At 61.5% G+C, this 20,760-nt stretch carries 19 protein-coding genes; 16 read left to right on the forward strand and 3 right to left on the reverse strand.

What is annotated here, in order from left to right; translation table 11 throughout:
• The first annotated feature begins 38 nt into the window (after positions 1–38).
• Genes cpaB through EDE09_RS24285 form a run of 7 tightly spaced genes read left to right on the forward strand, consistent with a single transcriptional unit; the run spans position 39 to position 7,962 of the window.
• The gene (gene cpaB / locus EDE09_RS24255) at positions 39–851 is read left to right on the forward strand and encodes a Flp pilus assembly protein CpaB (protein ID WP_112796391.1); all 813 of its coding nucleotides are present in this window, start codon (positions 39–41) and stop codon (positions 849–851) included.
• Entirely contained in the window at positions 848–2,419 is a 1,572-nt protein-coding gene (locus tag EDE09_RS24260) for a type II and III secretion system protein family protein (RefSeq protein ID WP_162712199.1), read from the forward strand. Before cpaB ends, EDE09_RS24260 begins: the two co-directional genes overlap by 4 nt.
• 50 nt (positions 2,420–2,469) lie before the next feature.
• Positions 2,470–3,138, forward strand: coding sequence for a CpaD family pilus assembly protein (locus tag EDE09_RS24265; protein ID WP_112796490.1), 669 nt, complete (start codon positions 2,470–2,472; stop codon positions 3,136–3,138).
• Between the two features lie 27 nt (positions 3,139–3,165).
• The gene (locus EDE09_RS24270) at positions 3,166–4,458 is read left to right on the forward strand and encodes a CpaE family protein (RefSeq protein ID WP_112796392.1); all 1,293 of its coding nucleotides are present in this window, start codon (positions 3,166–3,168) and stop codon (positions 4,456–4,458) included.
• Positions 4,459–4,474: 16 nt separating this feature from the next.
• Positions 4,475–5,947 carry a CpaF family protein gene (locus EDE09_RS24275; RefSeq protein ID WP_132413159.1) on the forward strand — a complete coding sequence of 491 codons (1,473 nt, stop codon included), beginning with the start codon at positions 4,475–4,477 and terminating at the stop codon, positions 5,945–5,947.
• Positions 5,948–5,960: 13 nt separating this feature from the next.
• Entirely contained in the window at positions 5,961–6,974 is a 1,014-nt protein-coding gene (locus tag EDE09_RS24280; protein ID WP_112796394.1) for a type II secretion system F family protein, read from the forward strand.
• Between the two features lie 10 nt (positions 6,975–6,984).
• Positions 6,985–7,962 carry a type II secretion system F family protein gene (locus EDE09_RS24285; protein ID WP_112796396.1) on the forward strand — a complete coding sequence of 326 codons (978 nt, stop codon included), beginning with the start codon at positions 6,985–6,987 and terminating at the stop codon, positions 7,960–7,962.
• A 276-nt stretch (positions 7,963–8,238) separates the two neighbouring features.
• Here the strand turns inward: EDE09_RS24285 and EDE09_RS24290 are convergent, their stop codons facing one another.
• Entirely contained in the window at positions 8,239–8,874 is a 636-nt protein-coding gene (locus EDE09_RS24290) for a VOC family protein (RefSeq protein ID WP_207914885.1), read from the reverse strand.
• A 148-nt stretch (positions 8,875–9,022) separates the two neighbouring features.
• A complete protein-coding gene (locus EDE09_RS24295; protein WP_112796399.1) occupies positions 9,023–9,859 on the reverse strand; it encodes a tetratricopeptide repeat protein in 837 nt (278 codons plus the stop codon).
• Between the two features lie 136 nt (positions 9,860–9,995).
• On the opposite strand from EDE09_RS24295, the gene EDE09_RS24300 reads away from it, so the two are divergent.
• The 9 genes from EDE09_RS24300 (at position 9,996) to EDE09_RS24340 (ending at position 19,677) form a co-directional block, all read left to right on the forward strand.
• Positions 9,996–11,390: a leucyl aminopeptidase family protein gene (locus EDE09_RS24300; protein ID WP_112796401.1), complete on the forward strand. Its 1,395-nt coding sequence runs from the start codon at positions 9,996–9,998 to the stop codon at positions 11,388–11,390.
• Between the two features lie 64 nt (positions 11,391–11,454).
• Positions 11,455–11,805, forward strand: a complete 351-nt coding sequence (locus EDE09_RS24305) for a MarR family winged helix-turn-helix transcriptional regulator (RefSeq protein WP_105373896.1) — start codon at positions 11,455–11,457, stop codon at positions 11,803–11,805.
• A 1-nt stretch (position 11,806) separates the two neighbouring features.
• Positions 11,807–12,664: an NlpC/P60 family protein gene (locus EDE09_RS24310; RefSeq protein WP_112796403.1), complete on the forward strand. Its 858-nt coding sequence runs from the start codon at positions 11,807–11,809 to the stop codon at positions 12,662–12,664.
• Positions 12,665–12,759: 95 nt separating this feature from the next.
• Positions 12,760–13,122, forward strand: a complete 363-nt coding sequence (locus tag EDE09_RS24315; RefSeq protein ID WP_112823806.1) for a hypothetical protein — start codon at positions 12,760–12,762, stop codon at positions 13,120–13,122.
• Positions 13,123–13,266: 144 nt separating this feature from the next.
• Positions 13,267–14,415, forward strand: a complete 1,149-nt coding sequence (locus tag EDE09_RS24320; protein ID WP_207914886.1) for an isovaleryl-CoA dehydrogenase — start codon at positions 13,267–13,269, stop codon at positions 14,413–14,415.
• On the forward strand, positions 14,415–16,022 hold the full coding sequence (locus tag EDE09_RS24325) for a carboxyl transferase domain-containing protein (protein ID WP_112796412.1): 1,608 nt from the start codon (positions 14,415–14,417) through the stop codon (positions 16,020–16,022). The genes EDE09_RS24320 and EDE09_RS24325 overlap by 1 nt, the downstream gene beginning before the upstream one ends.
• A gap of 7 nt (positions 16,023–16,029) precedes the next feature.
• Entirely contained in the window at positions 16,030–18,024 is a 1,995-nt protein-coding gene (locus EDE09_RS24330; protein WP_132413163.1) for an acetyl/propionyl/methylcrotonyl-CoA carboxylase subunit alpha, read from the forward strand.
• Positions 18,017–18,874: a hydroxymethylglutaryl-CoA lyase gene (locus tag EDE09_RS24335; RefSeq protein WP_112796417.1), complete on the forward strand. Its 858-nt coding sequence runs from the start codon at positions 18,017–18,019 to the stop codon at positions 18,872–18,874. Before EDE09_RS24330 ends, EDE09_RS24335 begins: the two co-directional genes overlap by 8 nt.
• Positions 18,874–19,677, forward strand: a complete 804-nt coding sequence (locus tag EDE09_RS24340) for a crotonase/enoyl-CoA hydratase family protein (RefSeq protein ID WP_112796419.1) — start codon at positions 18,874–18,876, stop codon at positions 19,675–19,677. Before EDE09_RS24335 ends, EDE09_RS24340 begins: the two co-directional genes overlap by 1 nt.
• Before the next feature lie 52 nt (positions 19,678–19,729).
• Here EDE09_RS24340 and EDE09_RS24345 read toward each other — a convergent pair whose 3' ends face one another.
• On the reverse strand, positions 19,730–20,749 hold the full coding sequence (locus EDE09_RS24345; RefSeq protein WP_245505229.1) for a tripartite tricarboxylate transporter substrate-binding protein: 1,020 nt from the start codon (positions 20,747–20,749) through the stop codon (positions 19,730–19,732).
• Positions 20,750–20,760: the final 11 nt, after the last annotated feature.

Here is a 20,760-nt window from a genome sequence, read left to right on the forward strand (position 1 = left end):
CCATTCTTTGTGGGAAGTAGAGTTCCCAAGGAATGTCCATGAAGCCCACCCGTATCATCATACTCGCGGTTGCCGTGGTGGCCGCAGGTCTGGCAGGCCTGCTGGCCGTGCGGCTGGCGGGCAACAAAGGCCCCGAACTGGTCGAAACGGTGATCAAGCGCGAGCCCACGGTCAAGGTTCTTGTTTCCTCCGAAAACTTGCCGGTAGGCAGCCGCCTGAACGAAAAGTCGATGGAATGGATCGCCTGGCCGGAAGGTGGAGTGATCGACGGCTTCATTACCGCCGACAAACGGCCCGATGCCATCACAGAACTTCAGGGCGTGGTGGTTCGCATGCCCATGTTCAAGGGTGAACCGCTTCGCGCCGAGAAGGTGGCAGATTCTTCCAGTCGCATCATGTCTTCGCTGCTGCCGGCCGGCAAGCGGGCCGTGGCGACTGAAATCTCGGTTTCCACCGGGGCAGGCGGCTTCGTGCTGCCGAACGACCGTGTCGACATTATCATGGTGCGTGAAAACAAGGATGACGGCCGTTACATCACGGAAAACATCCTGAACAATATCCGTGTCCTCGCAATCGACCAGCAGATTCAGGAGACCGAGGACGGCAAGAAGGCGGTGGTCGGCACGACGGCGACGCTCGAACTGACGCCGGATCAGGCCCAGGTCATCGCCGTTTCCCAGCAGATGGCGGAGCGGCTCACGCTTGCCTTGCGTTCGGTGGCCGATTCCCAGGAGGCGGATACGGTGGCGGCCGACTACCTGCTGCACGGCCGAGACCGGGCGGACATACAGGTCATCAAATCGGGCTCGATCGTCAAAAGCACGGCCGCGACGCAGGCGCCAGCGCAATGAACGGAGCGGATCAAGTGAACATTCTGAAGCGGAAGATTCGCAGTTCGGTGGCGGCGGGGATGGCCTTCTGCGTCGCTTTTGCCGGTGTTCCGGTCAATATCGCCCCCCTTTATTTGGCCCCTGCCCAGGCTCAGGCGACAGACGCTAGCGTGATTCGCATCACAGAAGGCGGACCGGGTGTTCGCAAGCGGGTGGCGCTTGGCCTCAACAAGGCACTGGTCGTCGACCTGCCGGCGGATGCCCACGATATCCTTGTGGCCAACCCGGAGATGGCCGATGCCGTAACCCGGACATCCCGGCGTATCTATCTTTTCGGCAAGACCGTCGGCCAGACCAATATCTTCGTCTTCGGCTCGCATGGCGAGGAAATCATCAGCCTGGATCTGGAAATTGAGCGCGACATCGCGGGCCTGCAGCAGAATCTGCGGAGATTCCTGCCCGAATCCAACGTCAAGGTTGAGATCATCTCCGACAACGTCGTGCTGTCGGGAACGGTTCGAACCCCGCAGGACTCCGCGCAGGCGGAAAAGCTGACCAGGGCTTTCCTGAAAGGCGGCGAAGCGACGACGAGAAACTTGACAGCTCAAGGCAATAACGGCGACGCTGACATTTTTGCAGAAGCGCGGCAGCTGTCGCAGATCGTCAATCTGTTGACGATCGAGGGCGAAGATCAGGTGACGTTGAAGGTGACAGTTGCTGAAGTCAGCCGCCAGGTGCTGAAGCAGCTCGGCTTCAACGGGTCGGTCTCGGGGCCTGACGGCTCGATCGGTTTTTCCAATCCCTCCAATCTTGGCAACGCGATCAACACCTTCGGCATGGGAACGCTGACAGGGTCGATCGGCAATGTCGGGCTGGCGACCTACATGAACGCCATGGAGCAGGCTGGCGTCATGCGGACACTCGCTGAGCCCAGCCTGACGGCGATCTCGGGACAGCAGGCGAAGTTTTATGTCGGCGGCGAGTTCCGGCTACCCGCGGAGCAGGAAGTTGGCGTTGACGAAGATACCGGCGTGCCGACTGTCACCCGGACCGTCAATTCGGTCGATTACGGGATAGAGTTGAACTTCAAGCCGGTCGTCCTGTCTCCCGGACGGATCAGCCTGAACATCGAGACCAATGTCTCCGAACCCACTTATGAAGGGTCCGTTGCCACAGGCAACGGAAGTTCGCCGCGTATCCAGGGCAACACTTATATGTCGATCCGCAAACGTGAGGCGTCCACCACGGTCGAGTTGCCTTCCGGCGGCTCCATCGTTATCGCTGGACTGGTCCAAGATAATATCAGGCAGGCCATGTCGGGCCTCCCTGGCATTTCCAAGGTGCCGGTGTTGGGCACTCTCTTCCGCAGCAAGGATTTTGTCCGCAATGAGACCGAACTGGTCATCATCGCGACGCCCTATCTCGTCCGGCCGGTGGCTCGTAGCGAGATCGCGCGTCCGGATGACAATTTCAATCCGGAAAACGACGCCGCCACCTTCTTCCTGAACCGCGTGAACAAGATCTACGGCCGCAAGGAACCGGTCGCGACCGGCCAGTACCACGGCGCGGTCGGCTTCATCTACAAGTGACCCAGGCCATGGAAACGCAAGCAGAAACCGCCGCCGAAGGACAGAATGCCATGAAGGGCGCAGTCAAGTCTCCCCGACACAAGATCGCCGCAGCCGTGATGCTTGCGGCATCGGCAGTTCTGTTGTCCGGATGCGGCAACAGCCAGCTTACCACCGGCTCCATTCCCGATGACTACCGGACCCGCCATCCCATCGTGCTGGCGGAAGGCGAACATGCGCTCGATATTCCGGTCGCCTCTGGCGATGTTCGGCTGTCCATCGGCATGAAGGACACGGTGAAGGGTTTCGCGCAGAATTTTGCCTCATCGCCAGCGGGCGTCGTTCAGATCCAGGTCCCCCATGGTTCCTATAATTCCGCGGCTGCCCAGCGCTTGGCGGGCGATATCCGCCGAACGCTGACGACCAACGGCATCAGGGCCGACAGGATATTGATGAGCAGCTATGCCGCGTCTCCAAACGGAGATGCTGCACCGATCCGGCTCGCCTATTCGACGACCAAAGCGATGACGAGCCCGTGCGGAGAATGGCCCGCCGATCTCTCTGACAACACGTTCGGCAATAGGAACTGGTACAATTTCGGCTGTGCGAGCCAGAACAACCTTGCTGCCCAGGTGGCCAATCCGACCGATCTAATCGCGCCCCGCGGGACGACACCGATCGATGCCACGCAGCGGGCCAAGGTCATCAGCGACTACCGTGGCGAAAAAAGCAGTAACTGAGCGGATGGCAGGGAAGCGGAGAAAAAGATGAGCCCGATCAGCTACGAGATTCGTGCTTCCGACGAAGACGAACATTTCGATGACGCGGAGCGCCCTGCGGATATGGACGCACTGCGTCCGCTGCCGCGCATCTCGATCCATGCTTTCTGCGAGAGCGAGGCCATGCAACGGATGATGGACCGCATGGGGCGGGACCGCCGCATGTCCAAGGTTAATCTTCGCGTGACCGTCGGCAGCACCGGCGCTGCGGCGAACATGTTTGCTTCGGCTCCCACGCCGAACCTGATCATCCTGGAGACGGAGGCGGAACCGAAGAACCTGCTCGAAGAGCTGGCGCCGCTTGCGGAAGTCTGCGATCCCTCCACCAAGGTCATCATCGTCGGTCGCTACAACGATATCTCCCTTTATCGGGAGCTGATCCGCAACGGAATTTCCGAATATCTGGTCGCGCCGGTGCAGATGCCCGATATGCTGGCCTCGGTTTCGACGATCTTCGTCGACCCGGATGCTGAGCCGCTCGGGAAATCCATAGCGTTCATCGGCGCGAAGGGAGGGGTGGGCTCGTCCACCATCGCGCACAACTGTGCCTTCGGCATTTCCAGCCTGTTTTCGACCGAGACTATTCTTGCCGATCTCGACCTTCCCTTCGGCACGGCCAATATCGATTTCGACCAGGATCCCGCTCAAGGTATTGCAGAAGCGGTCTTTGCGCCGGAACGGCTGGACGAGGTATTCCTCGACCGTCTGCTGACCAAGTGCTCGGAGCACTTGTCGCTTCTTGCTGCTCCGTCGCTACTCGACAGGGCGTATGATTTCGAACGCGGAGCCTTTACGCCCATCATCGAGCTCCTGCAGCGCAGCGCGCCGGTCGCAGTCTTGGACCTTCCGCATGCTTGGACGGAATGGACCCGTGCGGTGCTTTGCGAGGTGGACGAGGTGGTGATCTGCGCCGTTCCCGATCTTGCGAACCTGCGCAACACCAAGAATATGATCGACGCGCTGAAGAAGCTTCGGCCGAATGACCGCCCGCCGCATATCATCCTCAACCAGGTGGGCATGCCGAAGCGTCCGGAAATCGCGCCCGCCGACTTCATCGAGCCGCTGGAGATCGAGCCGATCGCCATCCTGCCCTTCGATGTCCAGCTCTTCGGCAACGCGGCCAACAGCGGCCGTATGATTTCTGAGATCGATGCGAAGTCGCCTGCTGCGGAAACATTCTCGCAGATTGCCCATATCGTCACCGGCCGCGTCGCGGTGAAGAAGGCGAAAAAGGGTGGTCTGGGGAAGGTGCTCGACATGCTTGGGCGCAAAAAGGCTTAGACGTTAGGAAACCGGAATGTTTGGCAAGCGCGGAAACGAGGGATCTGGGAAGAGCGTGGGGCTTGCGCCGCCGCCGGCCGCGTCCGCTGGTTCGCTGGCGGCAAGGCCGCCGGCCCCGGAAATCCTGGCCGAGCCCGCGCGCGAGCGTCAGCCGGTTCCGCCGCCGCAGCTTGCGCCGCAACCTGTCCGCAAGCGCCAGACCCGCACCGAACTGTATTACGATACAAAGAGCCAGGTCTTCTCCGCGCTCATCGATACGATCGACCTTTCCCAGCTCGCCAAGCTCGATGCCGAAAGTGCGCGTGAGGAAATCCGCGACATCGTTAACGATATCATCACCATCAAGAATTTCGCGATGTCGATCTCCGAGCAGGAGGAACTGCTCGAGGACATCTGCAACGACGTCTTGGGTTATGGCCCGCTTGAGCCGCTGCTGGCGCGCGACGACATCGCCGACATCATGGTTAATGGCGCCGGCCAGACCTTCATCGAAGTCGGCGGCAAGACGATCGAGTCTGAGATCCGCTTCCGCGACAATGGTCAGTTGCTCTCGATCTGCCAGCGCATCGTCAGCCAGGTCGGACGGCGTGTGGACGAATCTTCGCCCATCTGCGACGCGCGCCTGCCGGACGGCTCGCGCGTCAACGTCATCGCGCCGCCGCTCGCCATCGACGGCCCGGCGCTGACGATCCGCAAGTTCAAAAAGGACAAGCTCAATCTCGACCAGCTGGTGAAATTCGGGGCCATTACCCCGGAGGGCGCAGTTCTCCTGCAGATCATCGGCCGCGTCCGCTGCAACGTCGTCATTTCCGGCGGTACCGGCTCGGGCAAGACGACGCTGCTCAACTGCCTGACGCGTTACATCGACGCCGACGAGCGGGTGATCACCTGCGAAGACACCGCCGAACTGCAACTGCAGCAGCCGCATGTCGTGCGCCTGGAAACGCGTCCGCCGAATATCGAGGGCGAGGGCGAGATCACCATGCGCGATCTCGTCAAGAACTGCCTGCGCATGCGTCCGGAACGCATCATCGTCGGCGAAGTGCGCGGCCCGGAAGTCTTCGACCTGTTGCAGGCGATGAATACCGGCCACGACGGCTCGATGGGCACCATCCATGCCAATACCCCGCGTGAATGCCTGAGCCGTATGGAATCGATGATCGCCATGGGCGGTTATTCGCTGCCGGCCAAGACGGTGCGCGAGATCATCACCGGTTCGATCGACGTCATCGTTCAGGCGGCGCGTCTGCGCGACGGCTCCCGCCGCATCACACAGATCACCGAAGTGGTCGGCATGGAAGGCGACGTGATCGTCACCCAGGATCTGATGCGCTACGAAATCGACGGCGAGGATGCCAACGGCCGGCTGATCGGTCGGCATATGTCGACCGGCATCGTGAAGCCGCATTTCTGGGATCGCGCCCGATATTATAACGAAGACAAGCGCCTTTCCGCGGCTCTCGATGCCATGGAACGGGTGAAGGACTGAGGAGAATACGTCCATGTTCGGGCTGGATATCACGGTCGTAGCGATCATCGCGCTGGCGGCAGTCGCCGCAGCGGCGGTATGCTACGCACTGCTGTTCTCCCGCATGGAGGTGGAAAAGAAGGCGGACACGCGGCTTAACCGCGTGAAATCCGCCGAAACGGATCTCGTGCGGGCGAAGGCAGCACGGGACCGGGTGCAGGAACTCTCCAAGCGTCGCAAATCGATGCAGGATTCGCTGAAGGATCTGGAGAAGAAACAGGCAGAGAAAAGCCGGAAGATGGGCGACGGAAGCCTGAAGTCCAGGCTTTCCCAGACTGGTCTTTCGCTGACGATGGGCCGCTTCTACCTGTTCAGCGCGTTGTTCGGCATCTTCGTTTTTCTGGCCGCCTTGATCGCCGGACTGCCGTTGCTCGCAGTTGTCGGCGCAGCATTCGTCGGCGGCATCGGCCTGCCGCGCTGGGTGATCGGTTTCCTGGTGAAGCGCCGGCAGAAGAAGTTTCTGGAAGAATTTCCGAATGCGCTCGACGTCATGGTGCGCTCGATCAAGTCCGGCCTGCCTCTCAACGATTCCCTGCGCCTGATCGCCTCGGACGGACAGGAGCCGGTGAAAACCGAGTTTCGCCGCGTCGTGGAATCGCAGCAGGTGGGCCTGAGCGTTCCGGAAGCCTGCGCCCGAATGATGCTGACCATGCCTCTGCCGGAGGTGAATTTCTTTTCCATCGTCATCACCATCCAGGGTCAGGCAGGCGGCAATCTGTCGGAAGCGCTCGGCAACCTCTCGAGGGTATTGCGCGACCGCAAGAAGATGAAGGCGAAAGTGAGCGCGCTGTCCATGGAAGCGAAGGCCTCCGCTGCCATCATCGGAGCCTTGCCTTTTATCGTGACGCTCCTCGTCTATCTTACCTCGCCCGATTACATCGCGATCATCTTCACTGATCCGCGTGGCCACCTGATCCTTTTGGTCTCCGGTGTGTGGATGTCGATCGGCATCTTCGTCATGCGCAACATGATCAATTTCGATATTTGAGGAGGGTGAGGTGAAAGAACTTGCGACGACGTTCACCGACCCAGCCACCCTCCTGGCGCTCCTGGTTGCCGTAGCGGTCTTCGCAACGCTTTACACGTTGGCGGCGCCTTTTCTCGAAAAGGGCGACCTCGACAAGCGTATGAAGGCGGTCTCCACCGAGCGCGATCAGATCAGGGCGCGTGAACGCGCCCGCGTAAGCGCGGAAAATTCCAAGACGTCCCTGCGTGCGCAGAACAACCAGTCCGTCCGCCAGATCGTCGAACGTTTCAACCTCCGCAAGGCGCTAGTCGACGACAACACGGTCAACAAGCTTCGTGCTGCGGGCCTTCGCTCGCAAAACGCCCTCAACATGTTTCTGGTGGCGCGGTTCCTGTTGCCATTCGCGTTTCTGGCGGCCGCTGTCGTGTGGATCTTCGTGCTCGGCAACCTTGCGTCCCGGCCGCTCCCGATCCGGATGCTGGCTGCAATCATCGTCGCCTATCTTGGTTTCTACGCGCCCAATATTTACGTCACCAACCTCGTGAACAAGCGTCAGGCATCGATCAAGCGGGCCTGGCCGGATGCGCTCGACCTGATGCTGATCTGCGTCGAATCGGGGATTTCGATGGAGGCCGCGATGCGCCGCGTCGCAGAGGAAATGGCGCAGCAGTCGCCACCTTTGGCGGAGGAGATGGTGCTGACGACAGCCGAGCTGTCCTTCCTGCAGGACCGCCGCACTGCGCTGGAAAACCTCGGCATTCGCACCCAGCTCGACGGCGTGAAGGCCGTGACCCAGGCGCTAATCCAGGCGGAACGTTACGGGACGCCGATTGCCCAGGCGTTGCGCGTACTTGCCCAGGAAGGCCGTGACGAGCGCATGAACGAAGCCGAAAAGAAAGCGGCTGCCCTGCCGCCGAAGCTCACCGTGCCGATGATCCTGTTCTTCCTGCCGGTCCTCATCGCGGTCATTCTGGGTCCTGCCGGCATTCAGGTCGCCGACAAATTCTGATGCCTTGCGCGGGTCAGCTCGATACCGCCCTCCTGAACGCTTCCTGAACTGAGACTTCAGCACGCATTCAGCGCAGTTGCATTACCCTTTCCATGTAATCGATGCACCCGGCAGTCCGCTTCAAACCGCGCCGGCTGCGATTGGCAAATTGGAGGATATGACAATGCTGGCAAGACTTTGCATCAATCTCGTGCTGATCGGCGGTATAATTACTGTGGTCTCGCGTTTTGTTTAACGCGGCGGCACCCGTGGAAAGAAATGAACTTTGCTTTCGGGTCACGTTAATTCTCTCAATCCACTCGGTGTCTCGATAAGTGCCCGATAGCGGACTTTGGACGCCTGGACGACCATTGGTGAATGCTCGATGGCAAGTTCGCGATAAAGCGTCTCGATGGCGGCAGAATCTGGATGTTCGAGGATAAGCGAACGAAGGCGCGCACCCAGGTCAGGAATTGAGGTCATTGAGGTGGGGTCCCCGCAGTGGTCGATGATCGAGGGGGCCACGCCGTCTAGGGGAAGCGATCCATCCTCCGGGATGGTGAAAGCGAAAGTCGGATTGGTTGTCGGAAGGCGAACCTTGCTGCCGAAGATCGCTCGGCGGGTCAAAACAATGGAATCAATCGCATCCGTGTTCGCCACCCACCCTCGCAGGCGACGACCTTCTTTCCAATCCGATCTGACCCTTTCCTGGTTGTCGAGACCGAACCAGCGCGGCCTACCGGGGTCCACTCCTTCCGGGTCCAGCGCTACGATCTCTAGATAGACAGAATTTCCGAGCTGAAGTCGGTGGTTGTATGTGCCCATATAGTCGTGATGAGTGCCGAAAGGCACGTCGAGTTCAAGGCAATTTCGAACATGCAGTACCCCTTCGATCAGCGTTGGGGCTATCACGGTGAGGTGGTCGAGCTTCATCACGTGCGGAGATCTCCGGGACTGTCCAGAAGCCCATACGATCCAACCTACGGCGAAAAGCAAGCAGCTATGGCTTAGACTTCCGCAAGACTCTTTATCAAAGAGGCTTTTGAGATGACGGGGGTCTCGTTTTCTCTTTAGCGACCGCTCAATTCGTGTTGTTCGGCTTACCTTTGCCGTCCTTGTCGGCAAGCTTGCTCCACGAGTTCTGCTGCGACAGCATCGAGCGCAGGTAGGTGACGTTGGCATCCGCCTGCTGCTGCGAGAGTTCCTTGCGGGCAATCTCTTCCGCTTCCGCAAAGCGGCCTTGCAAACCGACGACGAGTGCCAGGTTCTGCCTCACCCGGCTGTCGGAACTGGGCTGGGCTGCGGCGTTACGCATATAGGTTTCGGCCGTGCGAAGATCCCCTGAAAGGACATAGGACATGCCGAGATTGGAGATAACGCTCGGCTCGTTTGGCTGCGCATCGAGCGCCATGCGATATTTCTTCCGCGCCTCGTCCGAGCGGCCCATCTGGTCCAGTACGGCGCCTTCGGCCGAATAAAGCCGCCAATCGGGATGATCCGGCGTCTGGGCACGATTGATCGTTGCCAGCGCCTGTTCGAGCTGCCCGGCGGCGGCCTGCGCCTTGCCATAGGCTGCAAGAACCTCGCGGTCGGCAGGGTGGGCAATCGCCACTTGCTGCATCACGGCAAGCGCCTGCGCGGACTTGCCTGTCATGCCGAGTACGGTTGCATATCTCAGGCCGATATCCCTGTTTTTCGGATCGCGTACATAGGCAGCCCCGATCGACCGCTCGGTGGCCGAAAGCGCGGCCGTGTCCATGCCCTGAAGCGAAGCCGTGGAGACCTTCGGGATCGAGCCGGTTGTCTCCGGATCCCTTTTGGTGCTGGCGCAACCGGCGAGGGAGACCGTCAGGAGGGCGATCGCGACAGTCTGGGCGAGACGGTTCTTGCGAAAGATTAGGGCGGCAGAAGCGGTCATCAGGGGTCTCGTCAGTCCTTGCCGCTGCGACCTTTTCTCGGGTGGCGGCATGTGGCGCATTTCCTCTCCAGAAATAAACTGTTAACCCTAACAGACCGTTAAGATGAACGATTCCAGCCCTTTGCAAAGGCCCCCCATGACGCCGTTTCAATTTATCGAGCGCCCCGCCATCTTCAGCATGAAGACCGCGGCTACCAAGCCCGTCTACGCCGTGACTCCGTCCGACCTCGAAGAAGGAAAGTTCGAGCCGCCGGTGCTCGCCTGGACAAAAGCCGCGGGCTTCAAGGCCGAAGCCGGTGCTCTTCTGCTCGTCCCGGCTGGCGGGGAGGTGGGAAGCGCCTTCTTCGGCCTCGGCAACGACCCGGCGGAGGCTCCTTTCATCACCGGTCGGCTCTCCAAGCTGTTGCCGGCAGGAGACTGGCACATCGAAACCGCGGCATCCTTGCCACCGGAGCAGCTTGCACTGGGTTACGGCCTCGGCACCTACGCCTTCAGCCGATATAAGGCCGAAAAGCAGAAAGACGTCCGGCTCGTGGTTCCCGAGACGGTCGATGTTGCCGATGTCGAACGTCAGCTTGCCGCCGTCTTCCTGGCGCGCGACCTCGTCAATATTCCGACCAACGAGATGGGGCCAGCCGAGCTGGAGGCCGCCTTCCGCGCCCTTGGCGAACATTATGGCGCGACCGTCACTTCGATAGTCGGCGAGGATCTGCTGGAGGAAAACTTCCCGCTGATCCACACCGTCGGCCGCGCCAGCGCTTCTGCACCTCGGCTGCTCGAATTGCGCTGGGGCGAGAAGGGGCATCCGCGCGTGACGCTTGTCGGCAAGGGCGTCTGCTTCGATACCGGTGGTCTCGATATCAAGGGCGCCGCCAACATGGCGCTGATGAAGAAGGACATGGGCGGTGCGGCAAATGTCATGGGCCTTGCCCTGATGATCATGGATGCCGGACTAAAAGTCGACCTTCAGGTGCTCGTGCCGGCGGTCGAAAACTCCATTTCGGGCAACGCCTTCCGCCCCGGCGATATCTACCGGAGCCGCAAGGGTCTCACCGTGCAGATCGACAATACCGATGCTGAAGGCCGTTTGGTCCTCGCAGATGCGCTCGCCTATGCGGATGAAAACCCGCCGGACCTGATGATCGACATGTCGACCCTCACCGGCGCGGCGCGTGTCGCTCTCGGCGCCGAACTGGCGCCTTATTTTACTGACGACGAGACGCTGTCCGCGAGACTGATGGAAGCCGCAAAGGCTGAGGCCGATCCCTTGTGGCGGCTGCCGCTCTGGATGGGTTATGACAAGGATATCCGCGCCCGCGCCGCCGATATCACCAATTCGCCATCGGGCGGCATGGCGGGTGCCATTACCGCGGCTCTCTTCCTGAAGCGCTTCGTCACGGCCACCAGAAGCTGGGCACATTTCGACATCTACGCCTGGGTGTTGGCCGATAAACCGCATGCGCCGGTCGGCGGCGAGGCCTTTGCAATCCGTGCCCTCTACCGGGTGATCCGCGATATGGCTGCGAAGTAAGCGCCGAAACAAACCGGTAAGACCTTCGGCCTAAAATCTGCAGGATTTTGAGCCGAGGGTCATCATGACGCTGGAACTGACGGCCACGCAGGCATTAGGTTTGTGGCACCGGGTCTCGCTGGAGCAGGTGCGGCATGACGGGCGGGATCTGACATTGCGCCAGATATCGATCCTGCTGCATATTTATCTGGTGCCGCCGCCCCATACGGTAAGGGGCTTGGCGGCAACGCTCGGCGTATCCAAGCCGGTGATTACCCGCGCATTGGACTCGATGGGCGGCATGGGCCTGGTGGATCGCGAACGGGACGAACGCGACCGCCGCAACGTGATCATCAAGCGCACGGTCGCAGGCGCCTTGTTTCTTGAAAAAATGGGCGACTTGATCATCCAGGAAGCCCGCCGGCCGGGAATATGAAATGACGAAGCTGCTCGACAGACGCCTGCATGCCTTCCGGCCCGACCTCGCCGACGAATTGCTGAAGGGCAGCGTCGACGCGGAAAATTTCGTGCGTGGCGAACCAGCTCGGGTCGTCGTGCCGATAGCCCAGTTGCGGCCGTCGCCCGACCTTGCTCTCGGCATCGATACGGAACTTCTTTTTGGGGAGACCGTCCGGGTCTTCGATCGCGCCGGTGGCTTCGCCTGGGTCCAGGCCGATCAGGACGGCTATGTCGGTTATCTGCCGGAGACTATGTTGGGCGAACCGGAAGAACCGACACATCGTATCGCAGTTCAACGCACCTTCGTTTACCCGGAGCCAGAGCTTCGCAAGCCTCCGACGACGGCTCTCTCCCTGGGCAGCCGCATCGTGGTGGTCGGCGAAGCGGAAACCCGCGGCACGCGTTATTGTCTCTTGTCCGGCGGCGGTGCGGTGATCGCCAGCCATTGCCTTCCCGTTGCCGAGACCATGGGTGACGACTACGTCGCGGTCGCGGAGAAGTTTATCGAGACGCCCTATCTCTGGGGCGGCCGTTCCGGCTTCGGGCTGGATTGCTCCGCATTGGTTCAGCTCGCACTGATGATGGTCGGCAAGGCCGCACCTCGCGATTCCGACATGCAGGCCGAGGTCGGCGTCTCCATCTCACGTGAGGAACTTTGTCGCGGCGATCTCGTTTTCTGGAAAGGCCATGTCGGCATCATGGAAAACGAGGAAACGCTTCTCCATGCCAATGGCCACACGATGAGCGTCGCGCGTGAAAACTTCGAAGCAGCAGTCAAGCGCATCGGCTGGCTCTATCAGCAGCCTACGGACTATCGCCGATTGGAAATCGGTTGATGATCACGCAAATGTGGACCCCGGTCCATGGAACGGGCGCTCTGTCATCCATATCTTGGAAACACCCGCGGGATTTGCGGGTGAGGAGTGGAATGATGTTCAAGGGTGCATGGATCTTGCCCGTCGTAATGCTTGTGGCGCTCATCATCGCCGCGTTTGCGCCCGTTGACGTGTTCGCGGCCGAGCGGAAGAGCTTGGATTTCTCGCCCGGCACCTATTTTCGGGATCTGCCCGGTGTGGTGCCGGAAGAGGAGCGTGTGCAGAAGCAGGCCTATACCTGCACCACGGATATCGAAGAGGTCTACCGGCCCCGCGGCCGTTTCGACATTCTCTATGGCGACCGCATGCCGACCCGCGTCTATCGCTGTGAAACCGAAAGCGGCATCACCTATACCGGCACTCGAATGCCGAATACCCAATGGGTACCGGGATTGAACCCGCATCATCTGCCGAAATAAAGGCAATCTTTTTTCAAAGCGCTTTCCTGAAACGACCGGATATTGCGATCTCCGTCTGGGTCATTGACGATCGTTCGCGGCTGCCCCACAACCTTCTGATAAAATCTTGGCACACCGGGAGGAGACAAGGTGTTCCACTCAAGCATGGATTTCGCTCTCGGTGAGGATGTCGAGGCGGTTCGCGAAACCGTTCATCGTTTCGCGCAGGAAAAGCTTGCGCCCCGCGCCGATGAAATCGATCGAAGCAACGAATTTGCCCGCGATCTGTGGCCTGAATTGGGGGCGCTCGGTCTGCTCGGCATCACCGCCGATCCGGATTTTGGCGGTTCAGGACTTGGCTACCTCGCCCATGTCGTCGCCGTCGAGGAACTGGCGCGGGCCTCCGCCTCGACGTCGCTCAGCTATGGGGCCCATTCCAATCTCTGCGTCAACCAGATCAACCGCAACGGCAATGCCGAGCAGAAGGCGCGGTATCTGCCCAAACTCTGCTCGGGAGAGCACGTCGGGGCGCTTGCGATGTCGGAACCAGGGGCTGGCTCCGACGTGGTCTCGATGAAGCTTCGGGCTGAAAAGCGGGGCGACGTCTATGTTCTGAACGGCAGCAAGATGTGGATCACCAACGGTCCGGATGCGGATGTGCTGGTGGTCTATGCGAAGACCGATCCGGCCGCCGGCCCGAAAGGCATCACCGCCTTCCTGATCGAGAAAGGCTTCGCAGGCTTTTCCACCGCTCAAAAGCTCGACAAGCTCGGCATGCGCGGCTCCAACACCTGCGAACTGGTGTTTGAGGATTGCGAAGTGCCGGCTGAAAACGTCATGGGCATCGAGGGCGGCGGCGTGCGCGTGCTGATGTCCGGGCTCGATTACGAGCGTGTCGTTCTCGCCGGCATCGGCATCGGCATCATGCATGCCTGCCTCGACGTTGTGATGCCCTATATTCATGAGCGCAAGCAGTTCGGTCAGCCGATCGGCGAATTCCAGCTGATCCAGGCCAAGGTGGCCGACATGTACACCGCCATGAATTCCGCCCGGGCCTATGTCTACGCTGTCGCAACCGCCTGCGATCGCGGCGTGGTGACGCGGCAGGATGCCGCCGCCTGCTGCCTTTACGCATCCGAACAGGCGACCCAGCAGGCGCTGCAGGCGATCCAGGTGCTCGGCGGCAACGGTTATATCAACGACAACCCGACCGGCCGGTTGCTGCGCGACGCCAAGCTGATGGAGATCGGCGCCGGAACCTCCGAAATCCGCCGCATGCTGATCGGCCGCGAGCTCTTCAAGGAAACCGCCTGATGGCTGTCATCCGGTCGCAGGTCAATCTGAGGAGTGAAGCTGCCGAGGCCAACCGCGCCGCCATGGAGATGAAGATCGCCGAGGTTCAGGCCGCCGTTTCGCTTGCCGAAGCCGGTGGCGGCGAGGATGCGCGGGCGCGGCACGTGAAGCGCGGCAAGCTTCTCCCGCGTGAGCGCATCGCCCGATTGCTGGATCACGGCTCACCCTTTCTCGAAATCGGAGCGACGGCCGCGCACGGGCTTTATGGCGGCGCCAGTCCGTCTGCCGGCATCGTCACCGGCATCGGCCGTGTGGAAGGCCGGGAGGTCATGGTGGTCGCCAACGATGCCACCGTAAAGGGCGGCACCTATTACCCGATGACAGTCAAGAAGCATCTCCGCGCCCAGGAGATCGCCGAGGAAAATCGTCTGCCTTGCATCTATCTCGTCGATTCTGGCGGCGCCAACCTGCCGAACCAGGACGAGGTATTCCCTGACCGGGATCATTTCGGCCGCATCTTCTACAATCAGGCCCGCATGTCTGCGAAGGGCATTGCCCAGATCGCCGCGGTGATGGGCTCCTGCACCGCGGGCGGCGCCTATGTGCCGGCCATGTCGGATGAAGCGATCATCGTTCGCGACCAGGGTACGATCTTCCTCGCCGGCCCACCACTCGTGAGGGCTGCCACCGGCGAGGAGGTCAGCGCCGAGGATCTGGGCGGCGGCGACGTCCATACGCGGCTCTCCGGCGTTGCCGACCATCTCGCTCGCGACGATGCCCATGCGTTGGCGCTGGTCCGGCGTGCCGTTGCCGGCCTCAACACCCGCAAGCCGGATACTGCTGCGCTCGAAAAGCCGGAAGACCCGCTCTACGACCCGGAAGAAATCGCCGCGATCGTGCCGGCGTCCCTTGCCACGCCCTACGACATCCGTGAGGTGATCGCCCGCGTGGTTGACGGCTCGCGCTTCGACGAGTTCAAGGCCCGTTTCGGCACGACCCTCGTCTGCGGCTTTGCGCATATCTTCGGGATCCCGGTCGGCGTCATAGCCAATAACGGCGTGCTGTTTTCCGAAAGCGCCCAGAAGGGCGCGCATTTCATCGAACTCTGCTCGCAGCGAAAAATCCCGCTCGTCTTCCTGCAAAATATCACCGGCTTCATGGTCGGAAGGCGTTATGAGGCGGAAGGCATCGCCAAGCACGGCGCCAAACTGGTCACGGCGGTCGCCACGACATCGGTGCCCAAGGTGACGATCCTAGTCGGCGGGTCCTTCGGCGCCGGCAATTACGGCATGGCCGGCCGCGCCTATTCTCCCCGTTTCCTCTGGACCTGGCCGAACAGCCGCATTTCCGTCATGGGCGGCCCGCAGGCCGCCGGTGTGCTGGCGACGGTCCGGCGTGAGGCGATCGAACGCGGCGGCAGGAGCTGGAGCACGGAAGAGGAGGCGGCATTCAAGCAGCCGGTCCTCGATCAGTTCGAGGAGCAGAGCCATCCGCTTTATGCCTCTGCGCGGCTTTGGGACGACGGCATTATCCATCCGGCCAAGACCCGCCAGGTTTTGGCGCTCAGTCTCTCCGCCGCGCTCAACGCGCCGATCGAGGAAACACGCTTCGGCGTGTTCCGCATGTGAGGGCGTCATGATCAGGAAAGTCCTCATAGCCAATCGCGGCGAGATTGCCTGCCGCATCATCCGCTCCTGTCACAGGCTGGGCATCGCAACTGTTGCCGTCTATTCCGATGCGGATCGCGATGCCTTGCATGTCTCGCTTGCCGGTGAGGCAGTGCACCTCGGTCCATCTCCGGCGTCAGAGAGCTATCTGCGCGGCGACCTGATCATCGCAGCGGCCGTCCGCACCGGCTCCGATGGCATCCATCCGGGTTATGGGTTCCTGTCGGAGAACCCGGATTTCGCCGATGCGGTGACATCGGCCGGCATTCGTTTTATCGGGCCGTCGCCGGATGCCATCCGCGCCATGGGCCTGAAGGACGCCGCCAAGGGGCTGATGGAAAGAGCCGGTGTGCCGGTCGTGCCGGGTTATCACGGCGCCGAACAGGATCCTGATTTCCTCTTGCGGGAAGCGGAGCGCATCGGCTTCCCGGTTCTCATCAAGGCCCGCGCCGGCGGAGGCGGCAAGGGCATGCGCCGTGTCGAAAACGCCGCCTCCTTCAAGGAAGCGCTTGCATCGGCCCAGCGTGAGGGGCTGGCTGCTTTCGGCGACGCCTCCTGCCTCATCGAAAAATACATTACCCATCCGCGGCACATCGAGATCCAGGTTTTTGGCGACGACCACGGCAATGTCGTGCATCTGTTCGAGCGCGACTGCTCGCTTCAGCGCCGCCACCAGAAGGTCATCGAGGAAGCGCCCGCACCCGGCATGCCGGACGAGATGCGCTGCGCTATGGGTGAGGCAGCCGTAAAAGCCGCGCAGGCGATCAGTTATTCCGGGGCCGGTACGATCGAATTTATCGCCGACGGTTCCGAAGGGCTTCGGGCCGATCGGTTCTGGTTCATGGAGATGAATACCCGGTTGCAGGTGGAGCATCCTGTGACGGAAGCGATCACCGGTGTCGATCTCGTCGAATGGCAGCTCCGCATTGCGTCTGGAGAGCCTCTGCCGCGCCGGCAGGAAGAGCTTTCCATCCATGGCTGGGCCTTTGAGGCCCGGCTTTATGCCGAGGATGCCGAGCGGGGTTTCCTGCCTGCAACGGGCAAGCTAACCCATCTCGATCTGCCCGAGCATCTCGCCCGCGTCGACAGCGGCGTGCGCGCCGGCGACCGTATCTCCCCCTATTACGATCCGATGATTGCCAAGATCGTTACCCATGGGGCTGACAGGGCTGCAGCGCTGTCGGCGCTCTCGACGGCTCTCGCGCAAGTCCGTGCCACAGGCGTCACGACCAATGCCACCTTCCTTCGCCGGCTAACGGCGCAGCCTGATTTCACCGAGGGCCGTCCGGATACGGGCTTGATCGATCGTCATCTTGCCGAGTTGACGATGATTCATCCGGCGCCGCACGATGTTGTCGCGCTGGCGACCCTCATCCTGGCCGGTGCGCTTGAACGGAAAAAATCGAATGACCCCCGGGATGCTCTTTCAGGGTTTCGGCTGTGGTCGAAAGCCGAGGATTTCGTGTCGCTCGAGCATCGGGGCCATCGCCTGCCGGTTTCCTTTGCCGCAAGGCCGGAGGGCGGATACGAGGTGACGGCCGAGGGCAAATCCTCCGACCTTCGCGTTTCATACGCCGGCGACGCCTATATCGTCGAGGGCGCCGGCCGAAGCCACACGCTCCATGCAATTCGCGGCCTCAGGGACGTGACGATCTTCCGGGATGGCGAAAACTGGCATTTCGTCCTGATGGACGTCCTGGCGGGCGAAGATGAAGCGGTCGCCGGCGGTGACCGCATTGTCGCGCCCATGCCGGGTCAGGTGAAGCTGATGCGGGCGAGACCCGGCGCCACTGTCGTCAAAGGTGAGACGCTGGCGGTGATGGAAGCGATGAAGATGGAGCTGACGCTGCCGGCCTCCCGCGACGGCACCATAGCCGATGTAATGGTGTCGGAAGGCGAGCAGGTTCTGGAAGGGGCCGTACTTCTGACGCTGGAGCCGCTTCAGGAGGCGGAACATGGCTGAGTTCGTGCGCATCCACGAAGTCGGTCCCCGCGATGGCCTGCAGAACGAGAAGCGCATCATTCCGGCCATCGACAAGATCAAACTGGTCGACATGCTCTCCGCCTGCGGTTTTGAGAAGATCGAGGTGACGAGCTTTGTCCGCGCCGATTGGGTGCCCCAGATGGCCGACGGGGCGGAGGTCATGGCCGGCGTCACCCGTAAGCCCGGCACTCTCTACACCGTGCTGACGCCGAACCTGCGCGGTTACCAGGCTGCATGCGCGGCAAGGGCGGACGAGGTCGCTGTCTTCGCTTCCGCTTCCGAAGGCTTCAGCCGGCGCAATATCAATTGCAGCATCGCCGAAAGTCTGGAGCGGTTCGTCCCGCTGGTTGAACAGGCCCGGCGGGATGGTGTGCCGGTGCGCGGCTACATTTCCTGTGTCGTCGATTGCCCTTATGACGGACCGACATCTCCCGCCGGGGTGGCGGACGTGGCGGAGAAACTCCTGAACCTCGGCTGTTACGAGATCTCGCTCGGAGATACGATCGGTACCGGCACGCCGGAGCGGATCAAGGCCATGCTGGATGCGGTTCTGGAGCGTGTGCCGGTTGCGTCCCTCGCGGGCCATTTCCACGACACCAACGGTCGCGCCGTCGACAACGTCACCGTATCGCTGGAAAAGGGGCTGCGTGTCTTCGACGCGGCGGCAGGCGGACTGGGCGGCTGCCCCTACGCACCAGGCGCGGAAGGCAATGTCGCAACCGGCAGAACTGTCGACCATCTCCATGCACTCGGTTTCGAAACCCGCATCAACCGCAGCCTGTTGGCGGAGGCGGAGGCCTTCGCCCGTAGATTGAGAGGTGCACGCTGATGAGCGGCTACCAGACGCTGACCATCGGGCAGGATGTCCGGGGGATCGCCGAACTGACGCTGAACCGGCCGGAAAAACACAACGCCATGAACGCCATGATGATTGCCGAATTGGCCGATGCGGCGGCGAGGCTTGCATCCGATGACACGGTTCGGGTCGTGGTGCTGGCCGCTTCGGGTCCGACCTTCTGCGCCGGCGGCGACCTTCAGTGGATGCGGGATCAGGGGGGCAAGGACCGCAACGGCAAAATTGAAGGTGCGACCGAACTTGCGATGATGCTGAAGGCGCTGGACGACCTGCCGAAGCCGCTGGTCGGCAAGGTGCAGGGCAATGCCTTCGGCGGCGGCATCGGCCTGATGTCCGTCTGCGACATCGTCATCGCTGCCGGGAGCGCAGAGTTCGCGCTCACCGAAACCCGGCTTGGCCTCATCCCGGCGACGATCGGCCCTTATGTCGTCCGGCGCATCGGCGAGGGCCATGCCCGCCGCCTGTTTCTGAATGCCCGCCGTTTTGATGCCGAGACGGCGCGTGAAATCGGGCTGGTGTCGGTCGTTTGCTCACAGGGCGAACTCGACGGTGCAATCGCGGCAGAGGTCTCGGCTTTCCTTGATTGTGCGCCAGGAGCGGTGGCCAGCGCTAAGAGCCTTATTCAGAACCTCGCCCGTGAAGCGACTGATGATTCGATTGCTTACAGCATCGGCCTGCTCGCCGACCGTTGGGAAAGCGACGAGGGACGCGCCGGGATCGATGCCTTTCTCCAGCGGCAGCCCATGCCCTGGATTTCGAAGAAGGAAGAGCCTTGAGCAAACCGGGCCGCCCGTGACGGCCCGGTAAAGAGACGTGCCCGCACCCGCGCTACTGTTGCGGGATGCCGGCTTTCTTGATGACCTCGCCCCACTTGGCGATATCGGACTTCAGGCGATCGCCGATCTCCTGAGGGGTGCTGGAGCGGGCTTCGACTCCCAGATCCGCAAACCGTTTCTGAATGGCCGGATCGGCCAGAACGTCGACAAGCGCGGCGTTGAGCTTCTTCACCACCTCTTCCGGCGTACCAGCTGGCGCAAAAACGCCGTTCCAGGACGTCACGTCGAAGCCGGCAACACCCTGTTCCTGAGCGGTCGGCACGTCCGGCAGCAGTTTGGAGCGTGTCGGACCGGAGGAAGCGACTGCAGTGGCCTGTCCCTGCGTCAGTGCGGCCTTCAGCGCGGTCTGGCTGTCGACGATCACGTCCAGCTCGTCGCCGAGCAGCGCGACCAGCAGGTCCGGCGTCGCCTTGTAGGGCACGATGGTAAAGTCGATGCCGGAGGTCGATTTGAAGAGCTCGGCGGCAAGGTTCTGGCTGCTGCCGACATTGATGGTTCCGACGTTCAGGCCACCCGGATCGGCCTTTGCCGCCTCCAGAACATCCTTGAGCGTCTTGAACTTGCCGCCTGCCTTGGTCACGAAGACGAAGTCGAAATAGGCAAGGCTCGATACGGGGGTGAAATCCTTGACCGGATCGAATTGCAGGTTCTTGAAAAGCGGCACGCTGATTGCGGTCCCGTTCGAAAGCAGGGCGAGCGTGTAGCCGTCGGCCTCGGCATTGAGGGCCGCCCGCGCGGCGGTGGCGCCGCCTGCACCCGGTTGATTGAGGATGACGATCTGCCGGCCGAGCTTCTTGCCGAGAGCATCCGCTACGACCCGCGAAGTGATGTCGGCAATCCCGCCCGGGCCGAAGGGCAGAACGAGAGTGATGTCACGCGAGGGGTAATCCGCCTGCGCCTGAACGCCGACGGGAGCCGCGACCGCCAGTGCAATTGCCGGTAGCAGCCATGTCATCACCCGAGCAGTCCGCCGGAGCATCCCCTCCGGTTTCCGCACCATATCAAAATGCATCTTCTCCTCCT

Origin of the sequence: Neorhizobium sp. S3-V5DH (assembly GCF_004343065.1) — a bacterium.
GTDB lineage: Bacteria > Pseudomonadota > Alphaproteobacteria > Rhizobiales > Rhizobiaceae > Neorhizobium > Neorhizobium huautlense.